The 23,923-nt window shown below is 70.8% G+C and carries 12 protein-coding genes; 9 read left to right on the top strand and 3 right to left on the bottom strand.

Annotation, left to right across the window (positions count from 1 at the left end):
- Positions 1-178: 178 nt before the first annotated feature.
- Entirely contained in the window at positions 179-4,171 is a 3,993-nt protein-coding gene (locus WME75_RS13845) for an RHS repeat-associated core domain-containing protein (protein WP_437490503.1), read from the bottom strand.
- Between the two features lie 244 nt (positions 4,172-4,415).
- Between WME75_RS13845 and WME75_RS13840 the strand changes: the two genes are divergently transcribed.
- From WME75_RS13840 to WME75_RS13805, 8 genes are all read left to right on the top strand, one after another.
- The gene (locus tag WME75_RS13840) at positions 4,416-5,129 is read left to right on the top strand and encodes a hypothetical protein (RefSeq protein ID WP_437490501.1); all 714 of its coding nucleotides are present in this window, start codon (positions 4,416-4,418) and stop codon (positions 5,127-5,129) included.
- Between the two features lie 115 nt (positions 5,130-5,244).
- A complete protein-coding gene (locus WME75_RS13835) occupies positions 5,245-12,300 on the top strand; it encodes a pentapeptide repeat-containing protein (protein ID WP_437490498.1) in 7,056 nt (2,351 codons plus the stop codon).
- Positions 12,300-14,246 (top strand): metallophosphoesterase family protein, encoded by a 1,947-nt coding sequence (locus WME75_RS13830; RefSeq protein WP_437490495.1) that lies wholly within the window; start codon positions 12,300-12,302, stop codon positions 14,244-14,246. The genes WME75_RS13835 and WME75_RS13830 overlap by 1 nt, the downstream gene beginning before the upstream one ends.
- 120 nt (positions 14,247-14,366) lie before the next feature.
- Positions 14,367-15,056 (top strand): alpha/beta hydrolase family protein, encoded by a 690-nt coding sequence (locus WME75_RS13825; protein WP_437490492.1) that lies wholly within the window; start codon positions 14,367-14,369, stop codon positions 15,054-15,056.
- Positions 15,057-15,079: 23 nt separating this feature from the next.
- Entirely contained in the window at positions 15,080-15,295 is a 216-nt protein-coding gene (locus WME75_RS13820; RefSeq protein ID WP_437490489.1) for an anthrone oxygenase family protein, read from the top strand.
- Positions 15,296-15,393: 98 nt separating this feature from the next.
- Positions 15,394-16,881: a serine/threonine-protein kinase gene (locus tag WME75_RS13815; RefSeq protein ID WP_437490486.1), complete on the top strand. Its 1,488-nt coding sequence runs from the start codon at positions 15,394-15,396 to the stop codon at positions 16,879-16,881.
- On the top strand, positions 16,871-17,872 hold the full coding sequence (locus WME75_RS13810) for a hypothetical protein (RefSeq protein WP_437490483.1): 1,002 nt from the start codon (positions 16,871-16,873) through the stop codon (positions 17,870-17,872). The genes WME75_RS13815 and WME75_RS13810 overlap by 11 nt, the downstream gene beginning before the upstream one ends.
- Positions 17,872-18,669: a hypothetical protein gene (locus WME75_RS13805; protein ID WP_437490481.1), complete on the top strand. Its 798-nt coding sequence runs from the start codon at positions 17,872-17,874 to the stop codon at positions 18,667-18,669. Before WME75_RS13810 ends, WME75_RS13805 begins: the two co-directional genes overlap by 1 nt.
- A 43-nt stretch (positions 18,670-18,712) precedes the next feature.
- Here the strand turns inward: WME75_RS13805 and WME75_RS13800 are convergent, their stop codons facing one another.
- Together WME75_RS13800 and WME75_RS13795 are read right to left on the bottom strand one after the other, a co-directional pair.
- Positions 18,713-19,321, bottom strand: coding sequence for a nuclear transport factor 2 family protein (locus WME75_RS13800; protein WP_437490478.1), 609 nt, complete (start codon positions 19,319-19,321; stop codon positions 18,713-18,715).
- Between the two features lie 388 nt (positions 19,322-19,709).
- Positions 19,710-20,843, bottom strand: coding sequence for an STAS domain-containing protein (locus WME75_RS13795; protein ID WP_437490476.1), 1,134 nt, complete (start codon positions 20,841-20,843; stop codon positions 19,710-19,712).
- Between the two features lie 914 nt (positions 20,844-21,757).
- Between WME75_RS13795 and WME75_RS13790 the strand changes: the two genes are divergently transcribed.
- Entirely contained in the window at positions 21,758-23,872 is a 2,115-nt protein-coding gene (locus WME75_RS13790; protein WP_437490473.1) for a PQQ-dependent sugar dehydrogenase, read from the top strand.
- The last annotated feature ends 51 nt before the right edge of the window (positions 23,873-23,923 follow it).

The raw sequence follows: 23,923 nt of genomic DNA, 5'->3' as shown, positions 1-23,923 counted from the left end.
GCCGCGCCTCCCGCCGGCTCGCCCGATGCGAGGGCTCGACCCGCGCGGACCTGCTCCTGACTCCCAACGCGCTCGTCCTTTCCGCTGCTCACACCCACCCCTCCTTCGCTTGATCCGTGGTCGGATGGCCCCTCGATCGCCAGCCACCCGGCCGCAGAGCCACAGTATCCCGCCGCCCTTACCGCCGCGACCCCCTCGGACGCCAGTTCGGCGGCGGCCGGACGGCCATGTTGCCGGGCGCGTTCGGGTTCTGCATCGCTTCGACGGCGGTGCGCTGCGGGTTCCCCGCCGCCACGGCGTCCCGGTATCGCTGGCTCGGCTCGTCGATGCCTGGGCGGACACGGTTCACGAGGTCGACCGGCGGCTCGCCCTCCGGACGCCCCTGGTTCGCCTGGTTCTGGAGGTTGCGGATCAGCACGCCGCAGTTCGGACAAGCATTGCGCTGCCCCCCGTCGTCCTGGGTCGACTCGATGGACTCGACCCCCCGGAGCGCCGCGCGCAGGTGGTTGTTGTTGGGGTCGTTCGCGGACCCGCACGTGCCCTTCGGGAGCTCGTTCCGAGCCTCGTAGTCGAACAGGTGCTGGCTGAGCGCGTCGGGCTCGGAGCAGTTTGCTGGATGGCGCGTCGCCTGCGGAAACTCCCAGTTGGTCGTCCCGTTCGGCGACTGCACCTGGACCTGGTTGGCCATGTTGTTCCAGACCGTCGGGTGGACCTCGGCGGGGCTGTTCCGATCGCGGCCGGCCGCGCTCCGGCCCGTGGCGCCGGACGGCCGGATCGTCGTCGTCATCGGCTGGAGACCGTCCAGGTCGACGACGTTCGGCGGCGAGTTCTCCGCATACCCGAACAGCCGCGGGCTGCGCGAGATCTCGATCGGATCAGCGCTGATGTACGCGCCGATCTCCGGGTCGTAGTAGCGGAAACGGTTGTAATAAAGCCCCGTCTCGCGATCCGCGTACTGCCCCGGGAAGCGGAGCGGCGTCGCGCCCTCGCCGTCGACGCCGCCGAACGCCCGGTGGGGCTGCGCGGCCTCGATCGAGCCAGAGGCGGAGATCACGAGCTCGGGAAAGCCGTTCGGAGCGTGCACATAGAACCGCCGCCTGCCCGACGCGTCGACCTCGCCGAGCGGCGCCGGGCTGCCGTCGAGGAAGCAATACGTGCGCACCGAGACGCCGGACGCGGCGCCCTCCGGCGCCCCACGAACCAGCTCGTGGAGGATCTGCTCGCCGTCCCACACGAACTGCACCCGCCGCGTGTCCTTGTCGCCGGCGCGCACGCGCTTCTCCACGCGCCTGTACAGCGCATCGTAGTCGAACTCGGTGACCTGACCGGCGGGATCGCGCACCGACCTCAGGAGCCCACGGGCGTCGTACGCATACGTCCACCGCCCGCTCCCAGGCACGTCCTTCGCGACGAGCCGGCCGCCCTCGTCGTGGTGGTACTGCCTGCCTCCGACCCGCAGCGTCCTCCCGCCAGGGCCGTGCTCGTGGACCTCGCTGCCCAGCCGGAGATTGCCCGCGGCGTCATAGCGGAACAGCTCGCCAGCCGCCTGCGCAGGCAGCCGCGCCACGAGCTGACCGACCGGATCGTACTGGTATTGCGTGGTGCCGAGCAGCGCATCCATCTCTCGATCGAGCAGCCCCACAGGCGACCAGGCATAGGACACATCGGAGACGACGCCGCGGGGCAGTCGGCCCACCCACGGCGGCTCCCCATGCGCCGCGATGGCCCCGTCGGCCTCCATCACCGTGCGCCGCGCGAGGCGGCCTACCCCATCGTACGCATAGGCGACCCGCCCGCCGCGCGGGAGCACGATCTGCTGCTCGCGACGCAGCGCGTCCCGAAAGATGTCGATCGCCTCCGTGCCCCAATCGACGCGCACGACGTCGCTCATCGCGTCCCGGGTCAGCCGCTCGACATACCCGAGCGACGTCGACCGCTCGACGCGCTTGCCCATGGAGTCGTGCTTGCTCCTTATCTCGTACCGCTCCCCCCCGATGGTGATGACCTCGTGGACGAGGCAGCCCCGCGCGTCGTAGATGCGCCTGCACTCGCTGTTGCCATTGCGAGCGAGGATCAACCTGCCCACCTCGTCATATTCGAAATCGTCGGCGGTATCGTCGGCATACACGCGGCGCACCAGCTGGCCGGCCGCGTCGTATTCGTAGTCCACGCGGTCGCCGCTCGAGCTCCGCCAGGAGATCAGCCGGCCACACAGATCCCGTCGCAGCGTGTGGACGCGCCCGTCGAGCGTCTCCTCCTGCACGACATGGCCGGCGCCGTTCCGCCGGTAACGGTGGACGCGCCCTTCCTCGTTGATGAGGTCGAGGAAGCGTCCATCCCTGTCGTACCTGTAGCCGATCCGCGTCCCGTCGGGCCGCTCCACCTCGCAGAGGGCGTTGATGCCACCCCAGGTCAGCTTGCCTGTGCGTCCGGCCGCGTCGGTGATCCTGACAAGCCGCTTCCGGCCGTCGTAATCGTAGCGGGTCGTGGCGCCGGTGGGGTCCTTCAGGAAGCCGAGCGATCCGCGGGCGTCGTAGGCGTACCGGGTCGTCCCGCCGGCCGCGTTGGTCATGGCGACGGGGCGACCCAGATCGTCGTAGGCGATCCGCTTCGTGGCCCCGCTGGGTTCGGTCACGGCGGTGCAGTTGCCGTGCGCGTCGTGCTCGAACGCGGTCACGCCGCCGTTCGGCAGGACGGCGCGCCGCACGAGGCCTCGTTCATCGTGCTCGTAGCCGACCACGAGCCCCGCACGATCGGAGATGAAGGTCACGTTGCCTCGCTCGTCGCGCTCGAACCTGATCTCCTGGCCGTCTGGCCTGACCATCGCCGTCACGGCGCCCAGCGCGTCGTAGGCGTACTCCGTGCGCCGAAAGAGCGGATCGATCACGACCGTGGCTCTGCCCGCCTCGTCGCGCTCGACGCGCGTGACCGCGCCCAGGGGGTCCGTGTACGAGACCCAATTTCCGAGCGCGTCGTACTCGTGGGACAGCACGCCGGGTCCCCATGCCACTTTCTCCGCCTGTCCGTTGGCGTTGCCGATGACACGCTTCAGCTGGGAGGAGTCGATGACCTCGGTATAACCGTCGTCGAGGTAGGCGAGCCGGGTGTGAAAGAGACCTTTCGCCTCCGTCTTGCCGTCGGCCAGCACCTCGGGGACACCGGCGGCGAGGCTCGGATCGCGCCCCTCGCTGCGCGCTCCCCACGTCTCGACGCAGCGCCCTTGTCGATCGTAGCGCCAGTGGACGATCAGCCCGTCGGGCAGATGCTGCTCGACGAGCAGGTGCTCGCTGTAGACGAACCGCGTCGCCGAGCCCTCGGCGTCCACGACGGCGACGAGATCGCCGGCCGCGTCGTACTCGTACCTGTAGAATGCGTGCCAGCCGTTCGGCGCGGTGGCGGTCTTGACCTCGAACCGCGCGATGCGCCTCGAGGCGTCGCGCACGCACCGGACGACGCGGCCGGCGGACTCGGTCACGGTGAGGAGTTCCGGGCCGTCGTACGCGAGGCGGATGACATTGCCATGTCGGTCCACGATCGAGCTGAGTCGGTACACGTCGTCGAGGGCGTCCTGCTCGTGGAAGAGCAGCGTCACCCCGCTCTCGAGGGACAGGGCGAACCCCGAGCGCGCGGCGCGCAGCGAGACCCCGCCGAACAGCCGGCGCGACTCGCCGATGGCCGGGAGGGGCGCCTCGAGGACGGTGCCGTCTTCCTGGAGGATCTCGACGCGCCGGCGGTATCGCACGAGGGTCCACGCGAGGGAGTGCGACCAGCCGAAGCCGAGCCCGATGTCGCGCTCCCGCGCGGTCGAAGAGTACTGGCGTTGTAGCACGAGGGGCAGCGGGCCTGGCAGGCCGAGATCGACGACCGGCACCGTGAAGACCCGCCCCGTCACGATGTCCACGGGATCGCCGGCGGCCGTGCCGCCGTTTCCGCCGTGGCGGGGGTTCGTGCAGGCGGCCGCGCCGGTGCCCTGCCCGCACGCACCCCCGCCCCTCCCTCCTCCGTCGGCGTTCTGGCCGCCGTTGTTGTCCCCGGCGCCCTGCCCGTCGCCGTTTCCGTTGCCCCCGCGCCCGCCCATTCCTCCGGCGCCACCGCCCCCGCCGAGCACGAAGACGCCCGGGTTCATTCCGGGAATGGCAGGGATGTTCGGGACCGGAGCTGTTCGAGCCATGGCGACGATCTTTCCCGGACGCGATGCGCGGATCAAGGGGAGCATGCAGGGATGGACCTCCGGAGTCGCCCGTCGACGGACGCGTCGGGAGGGCGCTCGAGCGCGGGGCGCGCCGGCGTGGTCAGACGTCTGGCTGTCCGCGGTCAGACGTCTGGCCATGGCACCTGGAGGCTTCGCTTTCGCTTCCACACGCCGCGCTCGCGCGATAGCCTCGCTGCCTCTACGCGCAGACAGGGAGCACCGGATGGCAGGGAGCAGGGGGAAAGCGTCGAGCGCAGCGTGGAAGCGAAGGCCGGCGGGCGAGGAGGCCGCGCCAGCGGGCGCGGCGCTGACGCGGGTCCGCGCGGAGGCGGCGAAGGGAGGGGCCGCGGCCGAGAGGCGGGCTCAGGCGCTGCTGGAGCTCATCGCACGCCGCAAAGCCCAGATCGCGGAGGACTTCTACGAGATCGGCGAGGCGCTGCGGGAGCTCCAGAGAAAGAAGCTGTATCTGGCGCTGGGGCACGCCTCGTTCGGGGACATGCTCAAGGCGCGCGACATCATGGGGCTGACCCAGGCCAAGAAGCTGATCGGGGTCGTCGCCGCGCTGCCGCGCGACAAGGCCCTGGCGCTCGGGCCGGAGAAGGCGTATGCGCTGACGCGGTACACGGCGGCGACACCGGAGGTCGATACGCCGGCGTGGCTCATGGACCAGGGAGCGACGGTCGCGGGAAAAAGCCTCGAGGAGATCTCGGTCCGCGAGCTGACCGCCGAGGTCGGCAAGGTGCGCACGCAGACCGCAGCTCCGAAGCGGCGTGACCCCGAGGAACAGCGGGCGAAGGCAGCCGCACGGGCGACACAGGCGGCGCTGCGAAAGCGCGGGGCCAAGGGGGCGACCGTGGAGGCGCGCCGCGCGAAGGGCGGCTTCTGGCTGCGCGTCGAGGTGCCCGTGGAGGCGGCCGCGGCGCTCCTCGGCGAGTAGCGAGCGTCGCCGGGGGAGAGCTCGGCGCGGAGCGAGCAGCGCGTAGCGGGCATCAGCAGGGAGCGAACGAATGCAGGGTGCTGCGGGTGGGTCCACGTACACACGGGTCGCCGTAGTGCAACTCGCCTACCATCCGGCGATCCTCCTCGGTAGACGATCGCCGCTCGAGGATCCGCTCTTCGATCCCAAGGTGGAGTCGGACGCGTTGCTCCCTTCGCGGGGCGAGGTGCCCGAGGCGATCCGGCCGGAGCTCAACTCGCTCCGGCGGCGCATCCGGGAGGCGTACTGCGCGCAGCTGCTCGCACGGATCCGGGCGGTGCTGTCGGCCTGCCGGGAGTACGGGGCGAGGATCGTCGTCTTTCCCGAGCACAGCATCCCGTGGGAGATCCTCGACGGCGTCGCCGGCGCCGCCGGCGACATGGTCGTCGTGGCGGGGACGCACACGGTCGAGGCAGCCGCGCGTGGATCCGCGGTCTACGAGCGCCTCGGCGCGGCCGCGCTTCCTGCGATCGGACACTCGGTATGTCCTGTGCTCCACGCCGGCAGGCTGCTCGGACTTCAGGCCAGGCTGAGCCCGGCACCCGCGGAGCGGAGCGCGACGCGCGCGGGCGAGACCTGGGCGCCCGTGGCGATGCCGGACGGCATCCCGGGGCCCATGGGCGTGCTGGTCCATTCCGACTTTGTGTCTCGAGACAGCGGGCCGCACGCGGCGCTCGTCGCCGAGCGGCTCGGGGAGTGCCGCTTTCTCGCCGTGCCGAGCCTGACGTCACGCGACGCGCCGCCGGAGCTCGCGGGCCAGGCCTGGGAGGAGGCGCGCCGGTATGGGCGGCCGGTGCTCTATTGCGACGGCGCGGAGGGCGGCGGCACGTCGGTGTACGTCGACGAGGAGCGGGCGCAGGACCTGCTAGGGTTTCCGGAGCGCGCTGGGTACCTCGAGGCGGGCGACGAAGGGGTGATCGTCGCGGACGTCGACCTCGGATACGAGCGCACCGGCCGGTCGACGCACGGCGCGGCGTCGCGGCCGGTGGTGCCTGTCGCCGCGGCGATACTCGTGTACCGGGGGCATCCGGCCGGGGAGGCCTATGCGCGGTGGCTCAACCTGGCGCGGGAGCTGCTCGCGCGGGACGACGACGAGGCCATGAGGGCGCTCGTCGCGAGGCTCGGCGAGGCGCGCGATGTCCTCTTGAATGCCGGCGCCCTGTCCGGGGCCGCGGCGAGGGGTAGGCGGCTCCGGCGGCTGTACGGCGAGCTCGACAGGCTGAGCGGCGTCGAGCGGATACGGCAGCTCACGCGCGAGGTGGTGGTCCCGGCGGAGGTGCTGCCGCTCGAGGCGCTACGGACTGCGATGGCGGGGGCGGCCGCGGACGTGGTGTTCGCGTGGATGGCCCGGCGGGAGGCGCGCGAGGCCGGGTTCGCCGAGATCGAGGCGCGGCTCCGGAGGGCGGTGGACTCGCAGCGGGGAGCCGGCGAGTGGACGAGCGACGGCGTGGCGGCGCTCGGGGCCGTGGCGCAGGCGGTGGTGCGCGGCGCGCCGGAGGCCAGCGAGCGCCGGCAGCACGAGCGGGCGGCACAGGAGGCGCGGGCGGAGCTGCCAGGAGGGCTGTCCCCTTCGGCGCTTGGAACGCGGAGGGCTCGGGGGTGGGTGCTCTCGTTCGGCAGGCGCTCAGCCGATCTGAGCGCTGTAGTGAAGGACTCCGTCCGACGCGCGCCGAGGGCTGCGGGAGTGCATTGGCTCGGCGAGGAGCTCGACGAGGATCATCGCATCACGGCAATCTCGGAACATCAGGTCCGCGCGGCGGTGAGCCTGCTCTTGCTCGCGACAGCGGAGGGCAGACGGCACGTCGTGGCCGTGAGCATCTCGTCGGAGGCTCACCCAGCTCAGTCCGCGATCGTGATCGCGTCGTCCGGAGGCGACGGGTGGGCCGTGTGGACCGACGGCGGCGAGAGCTGGCTGGAGAGCTGCTCGGAGGCGGTGCTCGCCGCGTTCGCCGAGACCGGGCTGACGGATCCGCGGCGCGTGGCGATCCCGTCGGACGCGCTGATGGCCCGGATCGATGCCCTCCTGCCCCGCTTCGGCGGCGCGCGCGCCGTCGTCGCGGCGCTTCGCCAGCAGCGGCTGCAGGAGGTCAACGGCAAGTTCGTGGAGCCCGACGCGCGGGTCGACGGGGACGAACCCACCCCCATGCTCGCCGCCCTCGATGCGTGGCTGTCGTCGAGCGAGCAGACAGCGCTCGTGCTCGGCGAGTTCGGCCTGGGCAAGTCGACGGCGCTCGCGGCGTGGGCTGACGGGCGCTGGGCGTCAGGCGCGAGGCCGCTGCCCCTCCTCGTGAACCTCGCCGGGGCGTCCTCATCGGCGAGTGCGGAGCAGCTCCTGCTGCAAGCCGCCCGGCTCGACGACGCGCCCGAGAACCGGGCCGCCCTGCGCCTCCTCGTCCGCCATCGCCTGGTCGTCCCCTGCTTCGATGGCTTCGACGAGATGGCGGCCCGCCTCGAGGCCACGGAGCTCGCGGGCAGGCTCTCCGCACTGCTCGAGATCGCTGAGGGCGGCGGGAAGGTGCTCGTCTCCTCGCGGGACAACTACTTCCCCGGCGATGCGCACCTTCACACGATGACCGAGAGCGCGCTGGCGCAGGCGCACGGCCTGTTGACAGGAATACGGCGCTTCGTGGTCCAGCCGTTCACCGACGATCAGGTGCGTGATCTCGTGCAGCAGATCCACGGAGAGGGCGGCGCCGCGGCGGCGCTCTCGCGCATCGCGGGGATCTACAACCTCAAGGACCTGGTGCACCGCCCGCTGCTGCTCGGGATGGTGCTGGCGACGCTGGACGATCTCTCCTCCGGGGTGCAATTCGGCCGGGCGGACCTCTACGAGGCGTACCTGAAGCGGTGGCTCGACAACACGCGCAAGGACGGTCCGGAGAGCTTCACGGATGAGCAGAAGAAGGAGTTCGCCGAGGCGCTGGCCGAGCAGCTCTGGCGGTTCGGAAAGCCTACGTGCACGTGGCAGGAGCTCCAGAGCTCCGTCCGCGCCCGCCTCCGCCCTCTGTTGCCCGAAGGCATGCCGCCGGGCGCGGCGTTCCTGGAAATCCAGGGCGACGCGTTTTTCGTGCACGAGGGCGAGGACCGGTATCGCTTCGCACACAAGTCGTTCCTCGAGTACTTCCTGGCGAGAGCGCTGGTCGCGACGCTGCCGGAGCGGCCGGAGGAGGCGCTCCGGACGAGGCCGATCACGCAGGAGGTCGCAGCGTTCGTGGGAGAGATCCTGAGGACGCGCGGCGAGCCGAGGCGCGCGGGGGCCGTGCGCGCGGTCCAGGCGTTCCTGGCGGAGGATCGGCAGCCGGCCCGTCGCGCCGGCGAGGCAGCCGAGAATGCCCTGCGGCTCCTGCTCGGCCTCGCTCGATGGGCAGAGGACGCTGCGAACTGGATTCCAGAAGGCGCGGACCTCCGTGGGGCGCAGTTCGCGGGCGAGGACCTGCGAGGGGCCCGCCTCGTCGGCGCGATACTCGAAGACGCGAACCTTGCGGGCGCCGATCTATCGGGAACGGATTTGACGGGTGCCGTGCTGAGCGGAGCCACGCTATCCGGCGCGAAGCTCGACGGAACGGTCCTCCGGCGAGTCACAGCGCATCGAACGGACTTTACCCAAGCCGAAGCGAAGGGTGCTGTAGTCGAAGCGGCGGACTTCACAGGGGCGATCTTCCGGCAGTCTACCTGGACCGCATGCCTCTGGAACGGTACTCGGGCCGAACGCGCCGATGCGAGCACATGGATAGTTGCGGGAAGCAACGACCTTTTCGAGCACGGGCGCACGCTGGCCGCGATACCGACGCAAGTGCGGGCGGAGCTCGTCTCGGGACATACCGACCCCATCAACAGACTGGCTTGGGCTCCCGATGGGAAGCGCCTGGCCAGCGCGGGAGACGACAACACGGTACGCCTCTGGGACGCTAGCACCGGAAAGGAGCTCGCTCGCCTCGAGGGGCATTCAGGCTGGGTCAGGGCCGTGGCCTGGCACCCTGACGGCAAGCTCCTGGCCAGCGGCGGAGACGACGAGACGGTACGCCTGTGGAACACCGGCACCGGAAAGGAGCTCGCTCGCCTCGAAGGACACTCGGGCGGGGTCAGGGCCGTGGCCTGGCACCCTGACGGCAAGCTCCTGGCTAGCGCCGTAGCCGACAGCACAGTGCGCCTGTGGAGCACCGACACCGGAAAGGAGCTCGCTCGCCTCGAAGGACACTCGGGCGGGGTCAGGGCCGTGGCCTGGCACCCTGATGGCAAGCTCCTGGCCAGTGCCGGCGACGACGGCACGGTGCGTCTCTGGGACGCCGGCACCGGAAAGGAGCTCGCTCGCCTCGAAGAACATTCGGAGGGGGTCAGGGCCGTGGCCTGGCACCCCGATGGCAAGCTCCTGGCCAGCACCGGAGACGACAGCACGGTGCGCCTCTGGGACGCTAGCACGGGAAAGGAGCTCGCTCGCCTCGAAGGACATTCGGAGGGGGTCATGGCCCTGGCCTGGCACCCCGATGGCAAGCTTCTGGCCAGCGCCGGAGACGACAGCACGGTGCGCCTCTGGGACGTCAGCACCGGAAAGGAGCTCGCTTGCCTTGATGGATATTCGGGCGGAGTCCTGACCGTCGAGTGGACCCCTGATGGCAAGCTCCTGGCCAGCGCCGGAAACGATAACTCGGTACACCTCTGCGATGCTGACACCCGAAAGGAGCTCGCGCGCCTCGAAGGACATTCACACTGGGTCCTGGCCATGTCCTGGCACCCTGATGGCAGGCTCCTGGCCAGCGCCGGAAACGATAACTCGGTGCGCCTCTGGGACGCCGGCACTGGAAAGAAAGTCGCTCGCCTTTTAGGACATTCGAGCTGGGTCACGGCCGTGGCCTGGCATCCCGACGGCAAGCTTCTGGCCAGCGCCGGAGACGACAGCACGGTGCACCTGTGGGACGTGAAAACAGGCAAGGAGCTCGCTCGCCTCGAAGGACATTCGAACTGGGTCACGGCCCTGGCCTGGCACCCCGATGGCAAGCTTCTGGCCAGCGCCGGAGACGACAGCATGGTGCGCCTCTGGGACGCTCGCACCGGCAAGGAACTCGCTCGCTTCGAAGGACATTTGGACGGGGTCGCTGCAGTGGCGTGGCACCCTGACGGCAAGCTTCTGGCCAGCGCCGGAGACGACAGCACGGTGCGCCTCTGGGACGCCGGCGACGGACAGGAGTTCGCTCGCCTCGTGGGTCATTTGCACGGAGTCAGAGCCGTGGCGTGGCACCCCGACGGCAAGCTTCTGGCCAGCGCCGGAGACGATCGCACAGTGCGCCTTTGGAACGCAGGCAACCAAGAGCATGTCACTAGCCTCGAAGGACATTCGGAGGGGATCAGGGCCATAGCCTGGCACCCCAATGGCAAGCTTTTGGCCAGCGCTGGAGACGACAGCACTGTGCGCCTCTGGGACGCGACGATATGCAAGGAGGCCGCTCGTCTCACGGGACATTCGAGCTGGGTCAGGACTGTGGTCTGGCACCCCAATGGCAAGCTTCTGGCCAGCGCTGGAGACGACAGCACTGTGCGCCTCTGGAACACGACTACATGGAAGGAGATCGTGTCGCTCGAGTCCGCGGGCCCGGCCACGCTCACCCGCACCGCCGGAGGCTTCTGCTTGTTCGATGACGCCCAGCCCGACCGCGCCCGCCTCGTTCTCCGCCGCCCCGACTCGACAACGACGCTTTATCTTCCCCTTGCCGGATTCCGTGAGGTCCTCCACCGCCCCGACAAGGTGATGGCGGCCCTCGCCGGGGATTTCAGCGGCGACAACCTGGAAGAGGAGCTTGCCAGGCACGGCTATGCGGGCGGCGTTCCCTGGGATGGCGAAGAGCACTTCATCCCGGCTACCGCCGCATCCCCCGCGCTCGCCGTCGCTGCGCCGTTAGCCGCCGCCGCGCCCTTACCCGCCGCGCCAGCGCCTCCGGCCGCCGCGCCCGCCCCTCCAGCCACGGCGCCTGCCCCTCCAGCCGCCGCGCTGGCCCCTCCATCCACCGCGCCCGCCCCTTCAGCCACAGCGCCCGCAGCTCGAGCCGCCGCATCCCTCGCAGGCGCCGCCCCCGCACCTCCGCGCGCCGCCACAAGCCGCTCACTTTCCCTGGAGTCCTTCTCCCCCTCCGCCGACACCCTCCCCAACCCCTTCCGCCCCGGCCCCGCCCTCACCGACACTTCCTCTCTCCCCGGCCGCGCCCCCGTCATCGCGGAGCTCCTCGCCCTCATCGACAGCCGCAGCCCCGCGGTCCTCCGCGGCCCTCGCCGCGCGGGCAAGACATCCATCCTCCACCACCTGGCCGCGCGACTCGCGCCCACCCGCGCCCTGCACCATCGCACCCTCGAGGGCCGCGCCTCGCCCCTCCGTACCGCCGACGAGCTCGCCCTTTTCCTCGACCCGTCGCTCCACGCCGAGCCGTCCCCCGCGCTCACCCTGCGCAACCGCCTCGCCAGCGCCGGCAACGCCGTGCTGCTCCTCGATGAGGTCGCCAACCTCCATCAGGCCGATGTCACCGTCTTCGCCTGGCTCCGCGCCGTCGGCCAGGAGCAGACCAGCGTGGTCCTCGTCGGCTCGCACTGGGACTGGGTCACCGTCGTCGAGCACGCCTTCGCCGCGGCCCCGGGCTCCTCGTTCGGCAACGACGTCACCCCGGTCAACCTGGGTCCGCTCACCGAGGCCGACGCGATCCGCTTCCTCGTCGACACCGCCCCTCCCGACGTCCCCGTCGAAGCCGAACGCACCGCGCGCTGGATCGTCGAGCTCTGCGACCCGTGGCCGTTCTATCTCCAGGTCATGGGCTACGCCCTCGTCCAGGCCGTCCGCGCCGGCCAGCGCCACGCCCTCGTCGAGCGCGCCGGCGTGCGCGAGCTCTACGAGCAACGCCTGCTCCTCGACCGCGACGCCGCTTTCTTCCGCGCGCGCTGGGTCGAGCTGCCGGAGCGCGCCCGCGCCGTCCTCGGCGCGCTCCGCGGCGCGCCCGACGCAGCGCTGCCCGAGGTGCGCAAGCTGCCTCCCGGGGACGTCGCCGTCCTCTGCGATGCGGGCCTCTGCGATGCGCTCGGGACATGGCTCGCGGATCGGCCGTTCTTCGAATGGATAAGGCGCGTCGCCAGGGCGCCAGGGAGGGAGTCGTGATGCGCGCATTCGACGTGAGGAGACCCTATTCACCGGAGCGCGACGTCCGCGATCACGGGCATCTCCTGGATCTCCTGCTGTCCCTCCCCGCCAACGGCGTTGTCTGGCCGCTCGTCGGCGCGCGCCGGGCCGGAAAGACGTGGACGCTGAAGGCGCTCGAGCACCACCTCGGCAGCGCCGGCGGGGCCAGCGTGCGCTACCTCGACCTCCGGAGGGTCGGCGCGGAGCTCCCGGCCGTGCCGCCGGGGACCACCCTCCTCCTGGACGAGCCGCAGGTCGCCGGAAAGGGCGGCAGCCCGCGCGACGCGATCGCGTTCCTCAGGTGGTGCGAAGATCTCTACAAGGCGAGCACGCGGATCCTCCTGGCGATGAGCCCCGCCGAGTGGATCGCGCTCGAGCGCGCCGACGGAGACGCCGGGCTCCTGTGCTCGCGGGACATGCGCTTCCTCGATCCCCTCACGCACGGCGAGGCGCTCAAGCTCGCCCGCACCGCGGTGTCGAGGGCGCTCCTCCCCGAGCTGCCCGCCACCTGGCGCTGGAATCCCTTCCTGCTCGAGCTCGTCTTCGAGCTCGCCGAGCAGTCGCCCGCTCTGGCGGAGGATCCGTGGACGCTGCTCTGGACGGCGCGCGTGCGCAGCGAGCTCCGGGAGTTCGCCTATCACCGCGCCGTGTTCGAGGACGGGCTCACCGACGCGCAGCGGGACGTGCTCCGCGAGATCGCGTGCGGCGCGTCGCCCCGCGACGAGAACGTCGATCTGATGGAGCGCTGCGGCCTCGTCCAGCGGCGCGGCGGGCGCGCCGTGCTCGCCGATCCGATCCTCGAAGCGAACCTGTGCCCGCTGCGGATCCACCATGTCTCCGACATCCACTTCGGCCCGAAATCCGCCGAGCGGGTCGACGTGAAGGAGCGAGGCAAGCACAGCGACACCATGGCTCCGGGGCTCGGCGCCTCGCGCGTTTGTGACCACTACATCGACCACATCGCCGAGCTGGCCGCCGCCGGGCGCGCGCCGCACCTCCTCGTCGTCTCGGGCGACGTCGCCGAGTGGGCCGACGACGCCCAGTACGCCGAGGCGCGGGCCTGGCTGGAGCGGCTGTGCCGGCACCTCGCGGGTCACCCTCGCTTGCCGCCCAGGGAGCCCAACGTGCTGCTCGTCGGCGGCAACCACGACGTCGACTGGCGGCAGGCGGCGGGGCCCGCGCAGGCCTGGACGCAGGCGCGCCACGTGCCTTTCGCGAGGGCGTTCGACGACCACCCGCGCTGCGCGCGGCCGCGGCTCGACGAGCCCCCGGAGACGCGGGCGCTCGCGGTGGCGCGGTACGCGGATCTCGGCGTGGAGTTCGCGCTGCTCGGCTCCTCGGAGTTCGGCGGCCAGCAGGAGACCGATCCGGTGCGGGACGAGCTCTCCTCGCTGCTCGGCCGCCTGCGCAAGGACGCCATGGAGGAGCCGGACGCCGAGCGCGCCGCGGTCCTCCGAGACCACGTGTCCCGCATCGATCCCGGCCTGGTCCACGACGCCGACCTCCAGCGCGTGCGCAGGGCGGAGTGGCACGCGCCGATCCGGATCGCGGTCCTCCATCACCCGGTCTCCCCGCTGCCGTCCACCGAGCTCGCCCGCTTCAGCGGCCTGATCAACGCCGGCGAGGTGAAGGACGCGCTGGCCCACAAGGAGTTCTGCCTGGTGCTCCACGGCCACAGCCACACCGGCTGGTTCGGCAAGGAGCAATGGCCGGAGCGGCACGAGGACTGGACGATCCGGATCGCCGCGGCGCCGTCGCTCTCGAGCCGCGAGGTGCAGGAGCACAACGGGTACAACGAGATCGAGATCGCGCGCGACGGCGTGAGCGGCGAGGTCAGCTATCAGATCCACGTGCGGCGCATGGTGAGAGAGGGCGCGACCTGGATGCGGCGGGCGTCGATGGGGCCGTTCGCGCCGGGGAAGTAGCGCCGCGACGAGGCGCCGATCTCCGCATCTCCCGCGAGCGCGGACCTGTCGAATCGGCAAGCGCAGCCGCGTGGAAGCGACTCCTCGACATGGGCCCCTCCGCCATGGCATGAGGGCTCCATGCCCGAGCGAGCGCTCTCGATCCCCATTGCAGGCGGCAACGCGGTCTCGGGCGTGCTCCACGCGCCCGCTTCGCGCGCGAAGCGCTCCGGCGTGGCCGTGGTGCTGGGCCACGGGGCCGGCGGCGACATGCACGCGCCGCTCCTTGTCGACGTCGCCAGGGGGCTCAACGACCGCGGGCACACCGTGCTGCGCTTCAACTTCCCGTACAAGGAGCTCGGCCGCAAGGCGCCCGACAGGCCGGAGAAGCTCGAGATCGCCTACGAGGCGGCCATCGCGCGGCTACGGAAGGAGAAGCCGGATCGGCTGGTGATCGGCGGCAAATCCATGGGCGGGCGGATCGCCTCGCTCCTCGCGGCGCGGGCCGTCCCCTGCGACGGGCTCATGTTCCTCGGCTACCCGCTGCACCCCGCGGGCAAGCGCGCCCCGCTCCGCGATGAGCACCTCTCGGCCATCAAGGCGCCGATGCTCTTCCTCCAGGGCACCCGCGATCCGCTGTGCCAGCTCGATCTCCTCCGGCCGGTGCTGAAGCGCCTCGGCAGGCGCGCGAGCCTGCATGTGGTGGAGGGCGGCGACCACTCGCTCGAGCTCCTGAAATCTGCGGGCCGGACGGGGGACAGCGTGCTCGCCGAGATCCTCGCCGCCGTCGACGCCTGGCTCGTGAAGCAGGCATCTGGCAAGAAGCCGTGACCACGGATGGAGGAGGTGAGCCGATGATCCCGATCGGCACGTTCCTTTGCACGATGACGCGCAACGTCCCGCTCAACAATGCGCTGGAGAGGGTCTCGCCGGAGACCGCGATGGCCGCGGAGACGTGGTCTCGCTACGTCCCCGCGTGGACGACGTGGAACACCGTGCGGACGCTGGCGGCCCTCGCGTCCGCCGCCCTGTTCACGCTCGCCCTCGTCCAGCGCGCGCGCGCCGAGTGACCGCGATTCAGACAGGGAGGGAGGCCGATGCGGTGGAATTGCCAAAACTTCTGACCGTGGCATATTGGACGCCCCTTCGCCACCATGCCCGGTCCATCATGTTCACCCCCGACGAGTACCCGATTGCCCCCGGAGACGTGCTCCTCGGCAAGTACCGCGTGGAGAACGTCCTCGGACGCGGCGCGATGGGGCTCGTCGTCGCTGCGCGCCACCTCGCGCTCGACGATCGCGTCGCGATCAAGGTGCTCCTGCCGAAGTACGTGCAGGACGCAGAGGTCCTCCAGCGCTTTCTGAGAGAAGGGCGCGCCGCCGTGCGCATTCGCAGCCCGCACGTCGTGCGCGTCACCGACGTCGGCACGCTGGAGAACGGCGCGCCGTACATGGTGATGGACCACCTCGAGGGGAAGGACCTCGCCGCCGTGCTCGCGGAGAGCGGATATCTCCAGGTGCCCCTGGCCATCGAGCTCGTGCTCCAGGCGTGCGAGGCGCTCGCGGAGGCGCACGCGCAAGGCATCGTCCACCGGGACGTGAAGCCGAGCAATCTGTTCCTCACGCGGAACGCGGACGGCTCGCCGTGCGTCAAGGTGCTCGACTTCGGGATCTCGAAGATGACGCACGCAGAGGACCACGCGCTGACGCGGGTCGGGGGCGTGCTCGGCTCGCCTCTTTACATGTCCCCCGAGCAGCTCCGCGCGGCCAGCGACGTTGACGGCCGCGCGGACATCTATTCGCTGGGCGTCGTGCTCTTCCAGCTGCTCACGGGGCGAACACCGTTCGTCGCGCAGGAGCTCGCGCAGCTGGTCTACCTGGTCACGCAGGGTGAGCCGCAGAGTCTGCGCGCGCTGCGCCCGGACATCCCGGAGCCCCTGGAGCGGGTGATCCTCACGGCGATCGCGCGCGATCGCGATCGCCGTTACCCGACCATCGCGGACCTCGCGCTCGCGCTTGCGCCCTTCGCCCCGCCGCACCTGCGAGCGACCGCCGAGCGCGTCTTCGGCGCGCTGCGCGGCGCGCTCCCGGTCGCGGCCCCGCGGGGCGGCGCTCCTCTCGCGGCCTCGACGGCCGGGGCGGCGATCTCCGCGGCGACCCTGCCCCTCGACGGGGGAGCGCTGACGATCGCGCCGCTCGGCACGACGACCGGGAAGCAGCCGTCGCGCGAGAGGCGCGCCTTGCCCATCGCGCTCGGGATCGGCGTTGCGATCGTGAGCTGCGGCCTGTTCCTCTGGCGCCTGTCGCCCCGAGCACCGGACCCCGTCGAGCGTGAGACCGCGCCGGCAGAGGGCCCTCGGGGCGCTGCAGCGGAGCCCCGCGCCACGCCGTTGAGCGCCGCGCCGCCCCCGGCGATCGCGCCTTCCGCGAGCGACGTGCCGCCCGCGGCGATCGCGCCTTCCGCGAGCGACGCGCCGCCGCCGCCGCCGAGCGCCGCGCCCGGCGCGTCGGCCGAGGTGCCGCGACCGGACGCGCGCGCCACGGCCACCGCGGCGCCGAAGGCCGCGAAGCCGGGCGGCGCGGCTCCCCCGAGGCGCAGCGCGCCGCCCGTGAAGCGCCCTGCCAGCGCCGACCCCTTCAATCGCGATGTCTTCTGAACCCCTCGCAGAGACGATGACGCCCCAGCAGACGACGAAGAGCCGAGCGAGGCGCGGGCGCAGGTGGGTCGCGTGCCTCTGCGCGATCGGCGCCGGCCTGACGGCTGCGCTCGCCGGGGGCGGCGCGGCGAGGGCCGAGGACAAGGCGGGCGCCGTGGCGCTGTTCAGGGAGGCGGGAGAGCTCATCGATGCTGGCCAGCCGGCGCGCGCCTGCCCCAGATACGAAGAGAGCCTCCGCCTCTATGACAGCATCAACACCCGCTACTTCCTCGCCGATTGCTACGAGCGCATCGGCAAGATGGCCTCCGCGTGGGCGCATTTCCTCGAGGTCGCCGCCCGGGTGCGCGCGAGCGGCGACCGGGAGAAGGAGGCGAGGGCGCGCGAGCGCGCGGCGGCCGTCCAGCCGAAGGTCTCCCGCCTCACGGTGGTCGTCGAGGACGCGAGCACGCCGGGCCTCGAGGTGAAGCGCGGCGGCACGCCGATCGGCCCCGGCCAGTGGGGCGTGCCCATGCCGGTCGACGCGGGGACCCATGTCATCGAGGCGAGCGCGCCGGGCAAGCGAACGTGGACGGCGCGGGTCGAGGTCGGGCCGGGCGGCGCGACATCGACCCTCGTCGTGCGCCCGCTGGAGGACGGCCCCGCTTCGGGTGACGCGGGCGGCGCGGGCGCGGGGCGCCGCACGCTCGCGCTCGTCACGGGAGGCGCGGGGATCGTGACCGTCGGCGTCGCGACGGCGCTCGGCTTCGCGGCCAGGTCGAGGTTCGACGAGTCGAGCGCGTTCTGCAACGGCGACCGCTGCGATCGGCGCGGCATGGACATCCGCGACAGCGCCGTGGCGCGCGCGAACGTCGCGACGGTGGTCTTCGGCGTCGGCCTCGCCGCCATCGCCGGCGGCGGCGTGCTCTGGCTCACCGCGACGAGCCCGACGAAGGGCGCGTCGGTCGGGCTGACGCCCACGGTGGGCGGCGCGCTCGTGCGAGGCAGCTTCTGATGCGTCTCCAGGTGCTCATCGCCGGCCTCTGCGCGTCGATGGTCGCGGCCGGATGCGGTCTCGTCCTCGGCATCTCGTCCGGCGAGTACGACCCCGATCCGTTCGACCTCGATGGGGGCGCCGCGGGTGCCGGGGGCGCCACGGGCGCCGCGGGCTCCGCCGGTGCCGGGGGCGCCGGCGCATCGGACGCCGGGGCCGAGCCGCCTCCCTGCACGGCGCTCCTGGATGACCTGGAGGACGGCGACAGCGCGATCCTCCGGTGTGAGGGCCGCGTCGGCAGCTGGTACACGTACAACGATGGCACCCGGAGCGGCACGCAAACGCCGCTCCCCGGCCGCCCGTTCGTGCCGGTATCGCCCGGGCACGACCCGAGCGACTACGCCGCCCACGTCGCCGGAAGCGGTTTCGTCTCGAGGGGGGCCGGGATGGGGTTTGACCTGAACCTCGCCCCAGGGGGCGCGAAGTTGGGCTACGACGCTTCCGCCTACGCGGGCCTGACCTTCTGGGCCAAGGCGGCGGCGCCGACCCACATTTACGTGAACTTCCCCGACCGCAACACCGATCGCGAAGGCGGCGTGTGCGAGGGCTCGGGCTGCGGCGACCACTTCGGCGAGGGGCTCGACCTCACGACCGGGTGGGCGCAGTACACGGTCATGTTCTCCGCCCTCAGCCCGGACGGCTGGGGCGTGCCGGCGCCCTCCGCGCTCGACGCGGCGCACGTCTACTCGGTGGAGTTCCACACGGCGAAGTCGACCGTGTTCGATCTGCTCGTCGACGACATCGCCTTCGTCCCGTGACCGCCGGCGGCGCGCGGCGGTGACGAGCGCTCGCGGCGCTCGCTCAGGGAGGCGGCGAGTCGACGCGCATGAACGAGAGGGTGCGGAACGTGCGCTTGCTGAGCTTCCAGCCCGAGGGCGTCCGGACCGCCTCGTTCTCGTACGTGCCGTACGCGATATGGGCGCTGCTGACCGGGTCGTAGACGTGCGTCGCGATCAGGTAGGAGGTGATCTTCGCCCGGTGGCCGCCGGGGAGGATGTCGACACGAACGTTGCTGATCAGGTGCTGCGTGCCCACATAACCGGAGTCAGCGAACAGGACGTCGATGAGATCGGCCCAGGCCGCGGCGCTGGGCACCGAGATCACCGGCGGATCGCCCGGCGCGGCGCCGGCTTCCCAGATCACGACGGGGGCGTCCGGCGCGAAGCACTTCGCGTAGATCTGCTTGCCCGTCGCCAGATCACCGCGGCCGATCGCGTCGGTCCCGGCCGCATAGCAGTACTCGAGCTGCTCGATCTCCTGCAGCGCCTTGAGCTCTGGCAGGCCGTTCGGGGCCGTGCCCTCCGCGGGCGTCGCGACCGACACGATGGCAGCGCCCGCCAGCGCGAGCGTGGAGGCCACCGGCAGGACACGACGCAGAAAGCTGCTGAAACGATCGCCGTTCGTGCTCATAGATCTCACCTCTTTCGCTCGGCGCGCGCACGTCGCCAAGGATTAATGATAATATATAAATGTCTTAACAAATCCAGTCAAGCACAGTTCGTCACGAATGCTCGTGACTCGGGCGCCAGGATTTCTTGCCACATGTTCCTGTCGCACATTCGACGTTGGCGCCCTGCCGGTTCAGGCGCACGTGCGGGTTCATCGCCTGTGCGGCGCTCGCCGGCGACGTCGGCGACGTCGGCGATGTCCGCGACGTCGGCGACGTCCGCGACGTCGACGCACGCTGGCAGACCGCGCGGCCGCGCGGGGGCAGGCCGCGCGGTCGCGCAGGCGCGCGTCCCGCGTGGGGACGCTGGCGGGAGAGCTCGCGCCGGGAGGCCGGCGAGGGTGAGCCGCGCTACCTGGCCTCGCGGCCCATCCTTCGAATGCAGTGCTCGAGACCCTGCCGCAGCGTCGAGCGCGTCTCGATCGACGAGAGATCCACGCCGAGCCCGACGAGGGTCTGGGCGATCGCCGGGTGGATCCCTGTGATGATCCCCTCGGCGCCGAGGAGCCGGATGGCCGAGGAGAGCTTCAAGAGGTGGTTCACCGTCTCGGTGTCCATCGCCTCGATCCCGGTGAGATCGAGGATGGCATAGCGCGCCTGCGTCCGGACGACCTCGCGGAGGACGCCATCCATCACGTCGGCGGCGCGCGTGGTGTCGAACATGCCCACGAGCGGCAGCGTGAGCACGCTGTCCCACACCTGGAGGATCGGCGTCGACAGCGCGCGGATGACCTGCTGCTGCCGCTCGATGAGCTGGAGCTTCCCGCGGAGCTCCTGCTCGGTGCGCTTCGAGGTCGTGATGTCGAGGGTGACCCCCACGACGTGGGTGACGTCACCGCGCTCGTTCTGGATGGGCAGATACCAGGACTCCCAGTGGATGCCGTCGATCTCGACCACGAAGTAGGACATCGTGCCCTCGAGCGCCTTGCGCACCATCGCCGTGCCCTCTTCCGGGTAGAGCTCGAAGAGGTTGAGGCCGATGAACTGCCCCGGCTTGAACCCGGCGGCCGCGAGCCCCTTCCCCTCGTGGAGGACGAAGACCCCTCGCTCGTCGATCGCCCACAGGCAGATGGGGAGGTGGTCGTTGATCGCGTCGAGGAGCTTGAGCTTTATCTCGTGCTTGATCCGCTCCTCGGCGTCGCGGAGCGTTCCATACACCTCTTCCTTCCCGGGCACCCATCGCGCGGTGCACTGGAAGTACCTGAATGAGCCGTCCGCCGTCTTCAGCCTCACATCGACGGCCATGGGCTCTGCCGCGGCGCGGAGGCCCTCCCACGCCTCGTCGAACGAGCGCCTGTCGTCCTGGTGGACCAGGGGGGCGAGCCCCGCTCGCGAGGACGCATCGAGGAGCTCGGCGCTCATCGCGCTCGTGAGCGCGCGGCTGCTACGGAGGAGCGCGCCGCTCTCGCTGGCGATGAAGACCAGCTCCGTACAATGCAGGAAAAAGTCGTCAAGCGTGCTGGTCGTGCTGTCGAGCTGGCCCATGTCCGGCTTGACACGCTACATCGATCAAGCCGCCGGTGTCGAGGACTCGAGCCCCCGGCCTCTCACTCTGGAGAGCTCCCGCCCGCTTGCCCGCCGCGCTGCGGCCACGCGCAGCAGCGAGCACGCCCGTCTCGCGCCCAGGCGCCCGTCGTCGACCGCCGCTTCCGGTGTGTTGCCGTACACGTGGCAGGATCCTTTCGCCTGGAATGGGGATTCCCGGCGTCGCCGACCTCAACCTCGAATGCTGGCGCGGTCACACGGCGCGGGGTGAGTAGGAGCTTCGCGTGACGTCGCGCTGAAGCGCCGCCGGTCCCGGAGGCGCTGACATCGACCGAGCGGACAGCGTGCACCGGGGTGCGACATCAGCGCACTCTATCTCTCTGTCACCGGCTCGTGCCCGCAGGTTCCGCAGGTCATGGAGCGAAGGCAGGCACACGACAACTGTGCAGCTTCGCCGACGCCGGAGGCCGCCCATCCGCGATCCGTGGCAGAGCACGACAAGGATACGAGGCATGGCAAGGGCATCGAGTGAGGCGTTTCTGCTCCACGCAGCGCCCCCTGAGGCGATCTTGCTCCATGCAATGCTCGCCGACCCACTCGCGCCGGGAGAAAACAAGCGCTGGAGCGCCATAACGCCGGTGCCGGACGCCGTCGGAGCGAAACAAGGTGCTGAGAGTGCATCGCGGACGGCTTCGTGTAATCGAGCAACCGAAAACCCGTTGCGCGCAGGGTCGAGCATGGTAGGAGAAGCAGGCTTCATCGTCGTAGCCGCGCGATCACCGTCGATTGTCAAATTTCGTCGCGAGCCAGGTCAGACGAGGCCCTACGAGATCGATCCCAGGACGTCGCTTCGGCCTCGTCTGGAGATGACCGTTCGGCGAGCACAGCGGACTGCCAACATGGATGGGACGATCATGAAGAGACATGTGCGATCACGGTACTGGATAACCGGAGTGGCCACTGTGGCGCTCTTCCCTGCCGGCTGCATCGACGGATCCAGCGACGGCACGGAGGCGCTCAGCACCGACGAGGTGCCGCTCGTGACGGGCGCCCCGCTGATCGGCGCCGCGTCCGGGCGCTGCCTGGACGTGAAGGGAAGGAGCACCGCGCCCGGAGCCGCTTTGCAGATCTACACCTGCAATGGGCAGGACAACCAGGGATTCAACTTTACATCCGCCGGTGAGCTTCAGGTCTACGATGGCACCCGTTGCGTCGAGGCGCAGAACGGTCGAACCAGCGCGGGGACCAAGGCGGTGATCGGCAGTTGCAACGGCCAGGCCCGCCAGCAATGGACGATGAGCTCGGCCGGCGCCATCGTCCACCAGCAGTCCGGGTTGTGCCTGGACGTCGAGGGCCGGCGGACGACCAACGGCACCGCCGTGCAGCTGTGGACCTGCAATGGCCAGACGAATCAGCAATGGTCGTCGCCCGCGGGAGCGGACACCCAGGCGCCGACGCCCCCTTCGGGCGTGAGCGCCAGCAACGTGACGTGCAGCTCGGCGACCCTGTCATGGGCGGCGTCGACGGACAACGTCGGTGTCGCTTCCTACGACATCTACCACGACGGCCAGCAGATGACGTCGGTGAGCGGCTCCACGCTGTCGACGAGCCTCACCGTGATGCCGGGCGTGAGCTGGGGGGTCTACGTCAACGCGCGCGACGCCGCGGGGAACGTCTCCCAGGCGAGCGAGACGCTGCGGCTCGCCACGCCGCACTGCGAGGCCGACAATCAACCGCCGACCGCTCCGACGAACCTGACCGGCAGCGCCTCTGGAACCAGCGTGACGCTCCAGTGGGCTGCGTCGACCGACAACGTCGCGGTCACGGCGTATGACGTCCACCGCAACGGCGCCAAGGTCGGCACGGTCCCCGGCACGGCCTCGAGCCCCCCTGCGAGGTCCTTCGTCGACAGCGGGCTCTCGGCGGCGACGGCCTACACGTACCACGTGGTCGCGCGCGACGCGCAGAGCAACGCGTCGCCTGCGAGCGGCTCGATCTCGGTGACCACGGGGTCGGCCTGCAGCACGGCGGTCTGCGAGGTCGTCCAGGTCGCCACGGACAACGACCTCCCCTGGGGCCTTGTCTCGCTGCCGGACGGCACGGTCCTCTACAGCCGGAGGGACGCGGACGACATCGTCCGCCTCGACCCGAGCACCGGTGTGAAGACCTCGATCGGCACGGTGCCGAACGTCGCGGGCACGGACGGCGAAGGAGGCCTGATGGGGCTGGCCATCGCGCCGACGTTCGAGAGCGACCGCTGGCTGTACATCATGCACACCTCGTCCACGGACAACCGGATCGTGCGGATCAAGGTCATCGGCAACCGGCTCGACACGTCGACCGAGCAGGTGCTGGTCTCGGGCATCCTCCGCAACAAGTACCATAACGGCGGCCGGCTGCGGTGGGGGCCGGACGGCAAGCTCTACGCTTCGACGGGTGACGCGCAGAACGCGAACCTCGCGCAGGACACCAGCAGCCTCAGCGGCAAGATCCTGCGGATCGAGCCCGACGGCAGGGTCCCGTCGGACAACCCGTTCGGGAATTACGTGTGGAGCTATGGCCACCGGAATCCGCAGGGGCTTGCGTTCGATTCCCAGGGTCGGCTCTGGGAGCAGGAGTTCGGCAACACCGTGATGGATGAGACAAACCTCATCCAGCGAGGCGGGAACTACGGCTGGCCGAACTGCGAGGGCACGACCTCGCAAGGCGGCAGCGGCTGCGGCACGTCGGGCTTCATCGCGCCCAAGCTCACGTACAGGACCGCGGAGGGGTCGTGCAGCGGGATCGCGATCGTGGACGACGTCTTCTACGCCGCATGCCAGCGGGGGACACGGATGTACCGCGCGGTCATCAGCGGGAGCAGCCTCACCGGCGTGCAGCAGCTGTTCGTGGGCACCTACGGTCGGCTCCGCACCGTCGAGCCCACCCTCGACGGCGACCTCTGGCTGACCACGACAAACACCGGGGGCACGGACAGCGTACCCAACAACAGCAACGAGCGGATCTTCCGCGTCATCCTGGGCGACTGAGGGCGGCGTACACCGGGCAGGCGTTTGCTCGACCGAAGGCGGCGTGCGGTC

It is taken from the genome of Sorangium sp. So ce1014 (assembly GCF_051521505.1).
Lineage (GTDB): Bacteria > Myxococcota_A > Polyangia > Polyangiales > Polyangiaceae > Sorangium.
The sequence above is the reverse complement of the archived record's forward strand: the minus strand, read 5'-3'. Positions and strand labels throughout refer to the sequence as shown.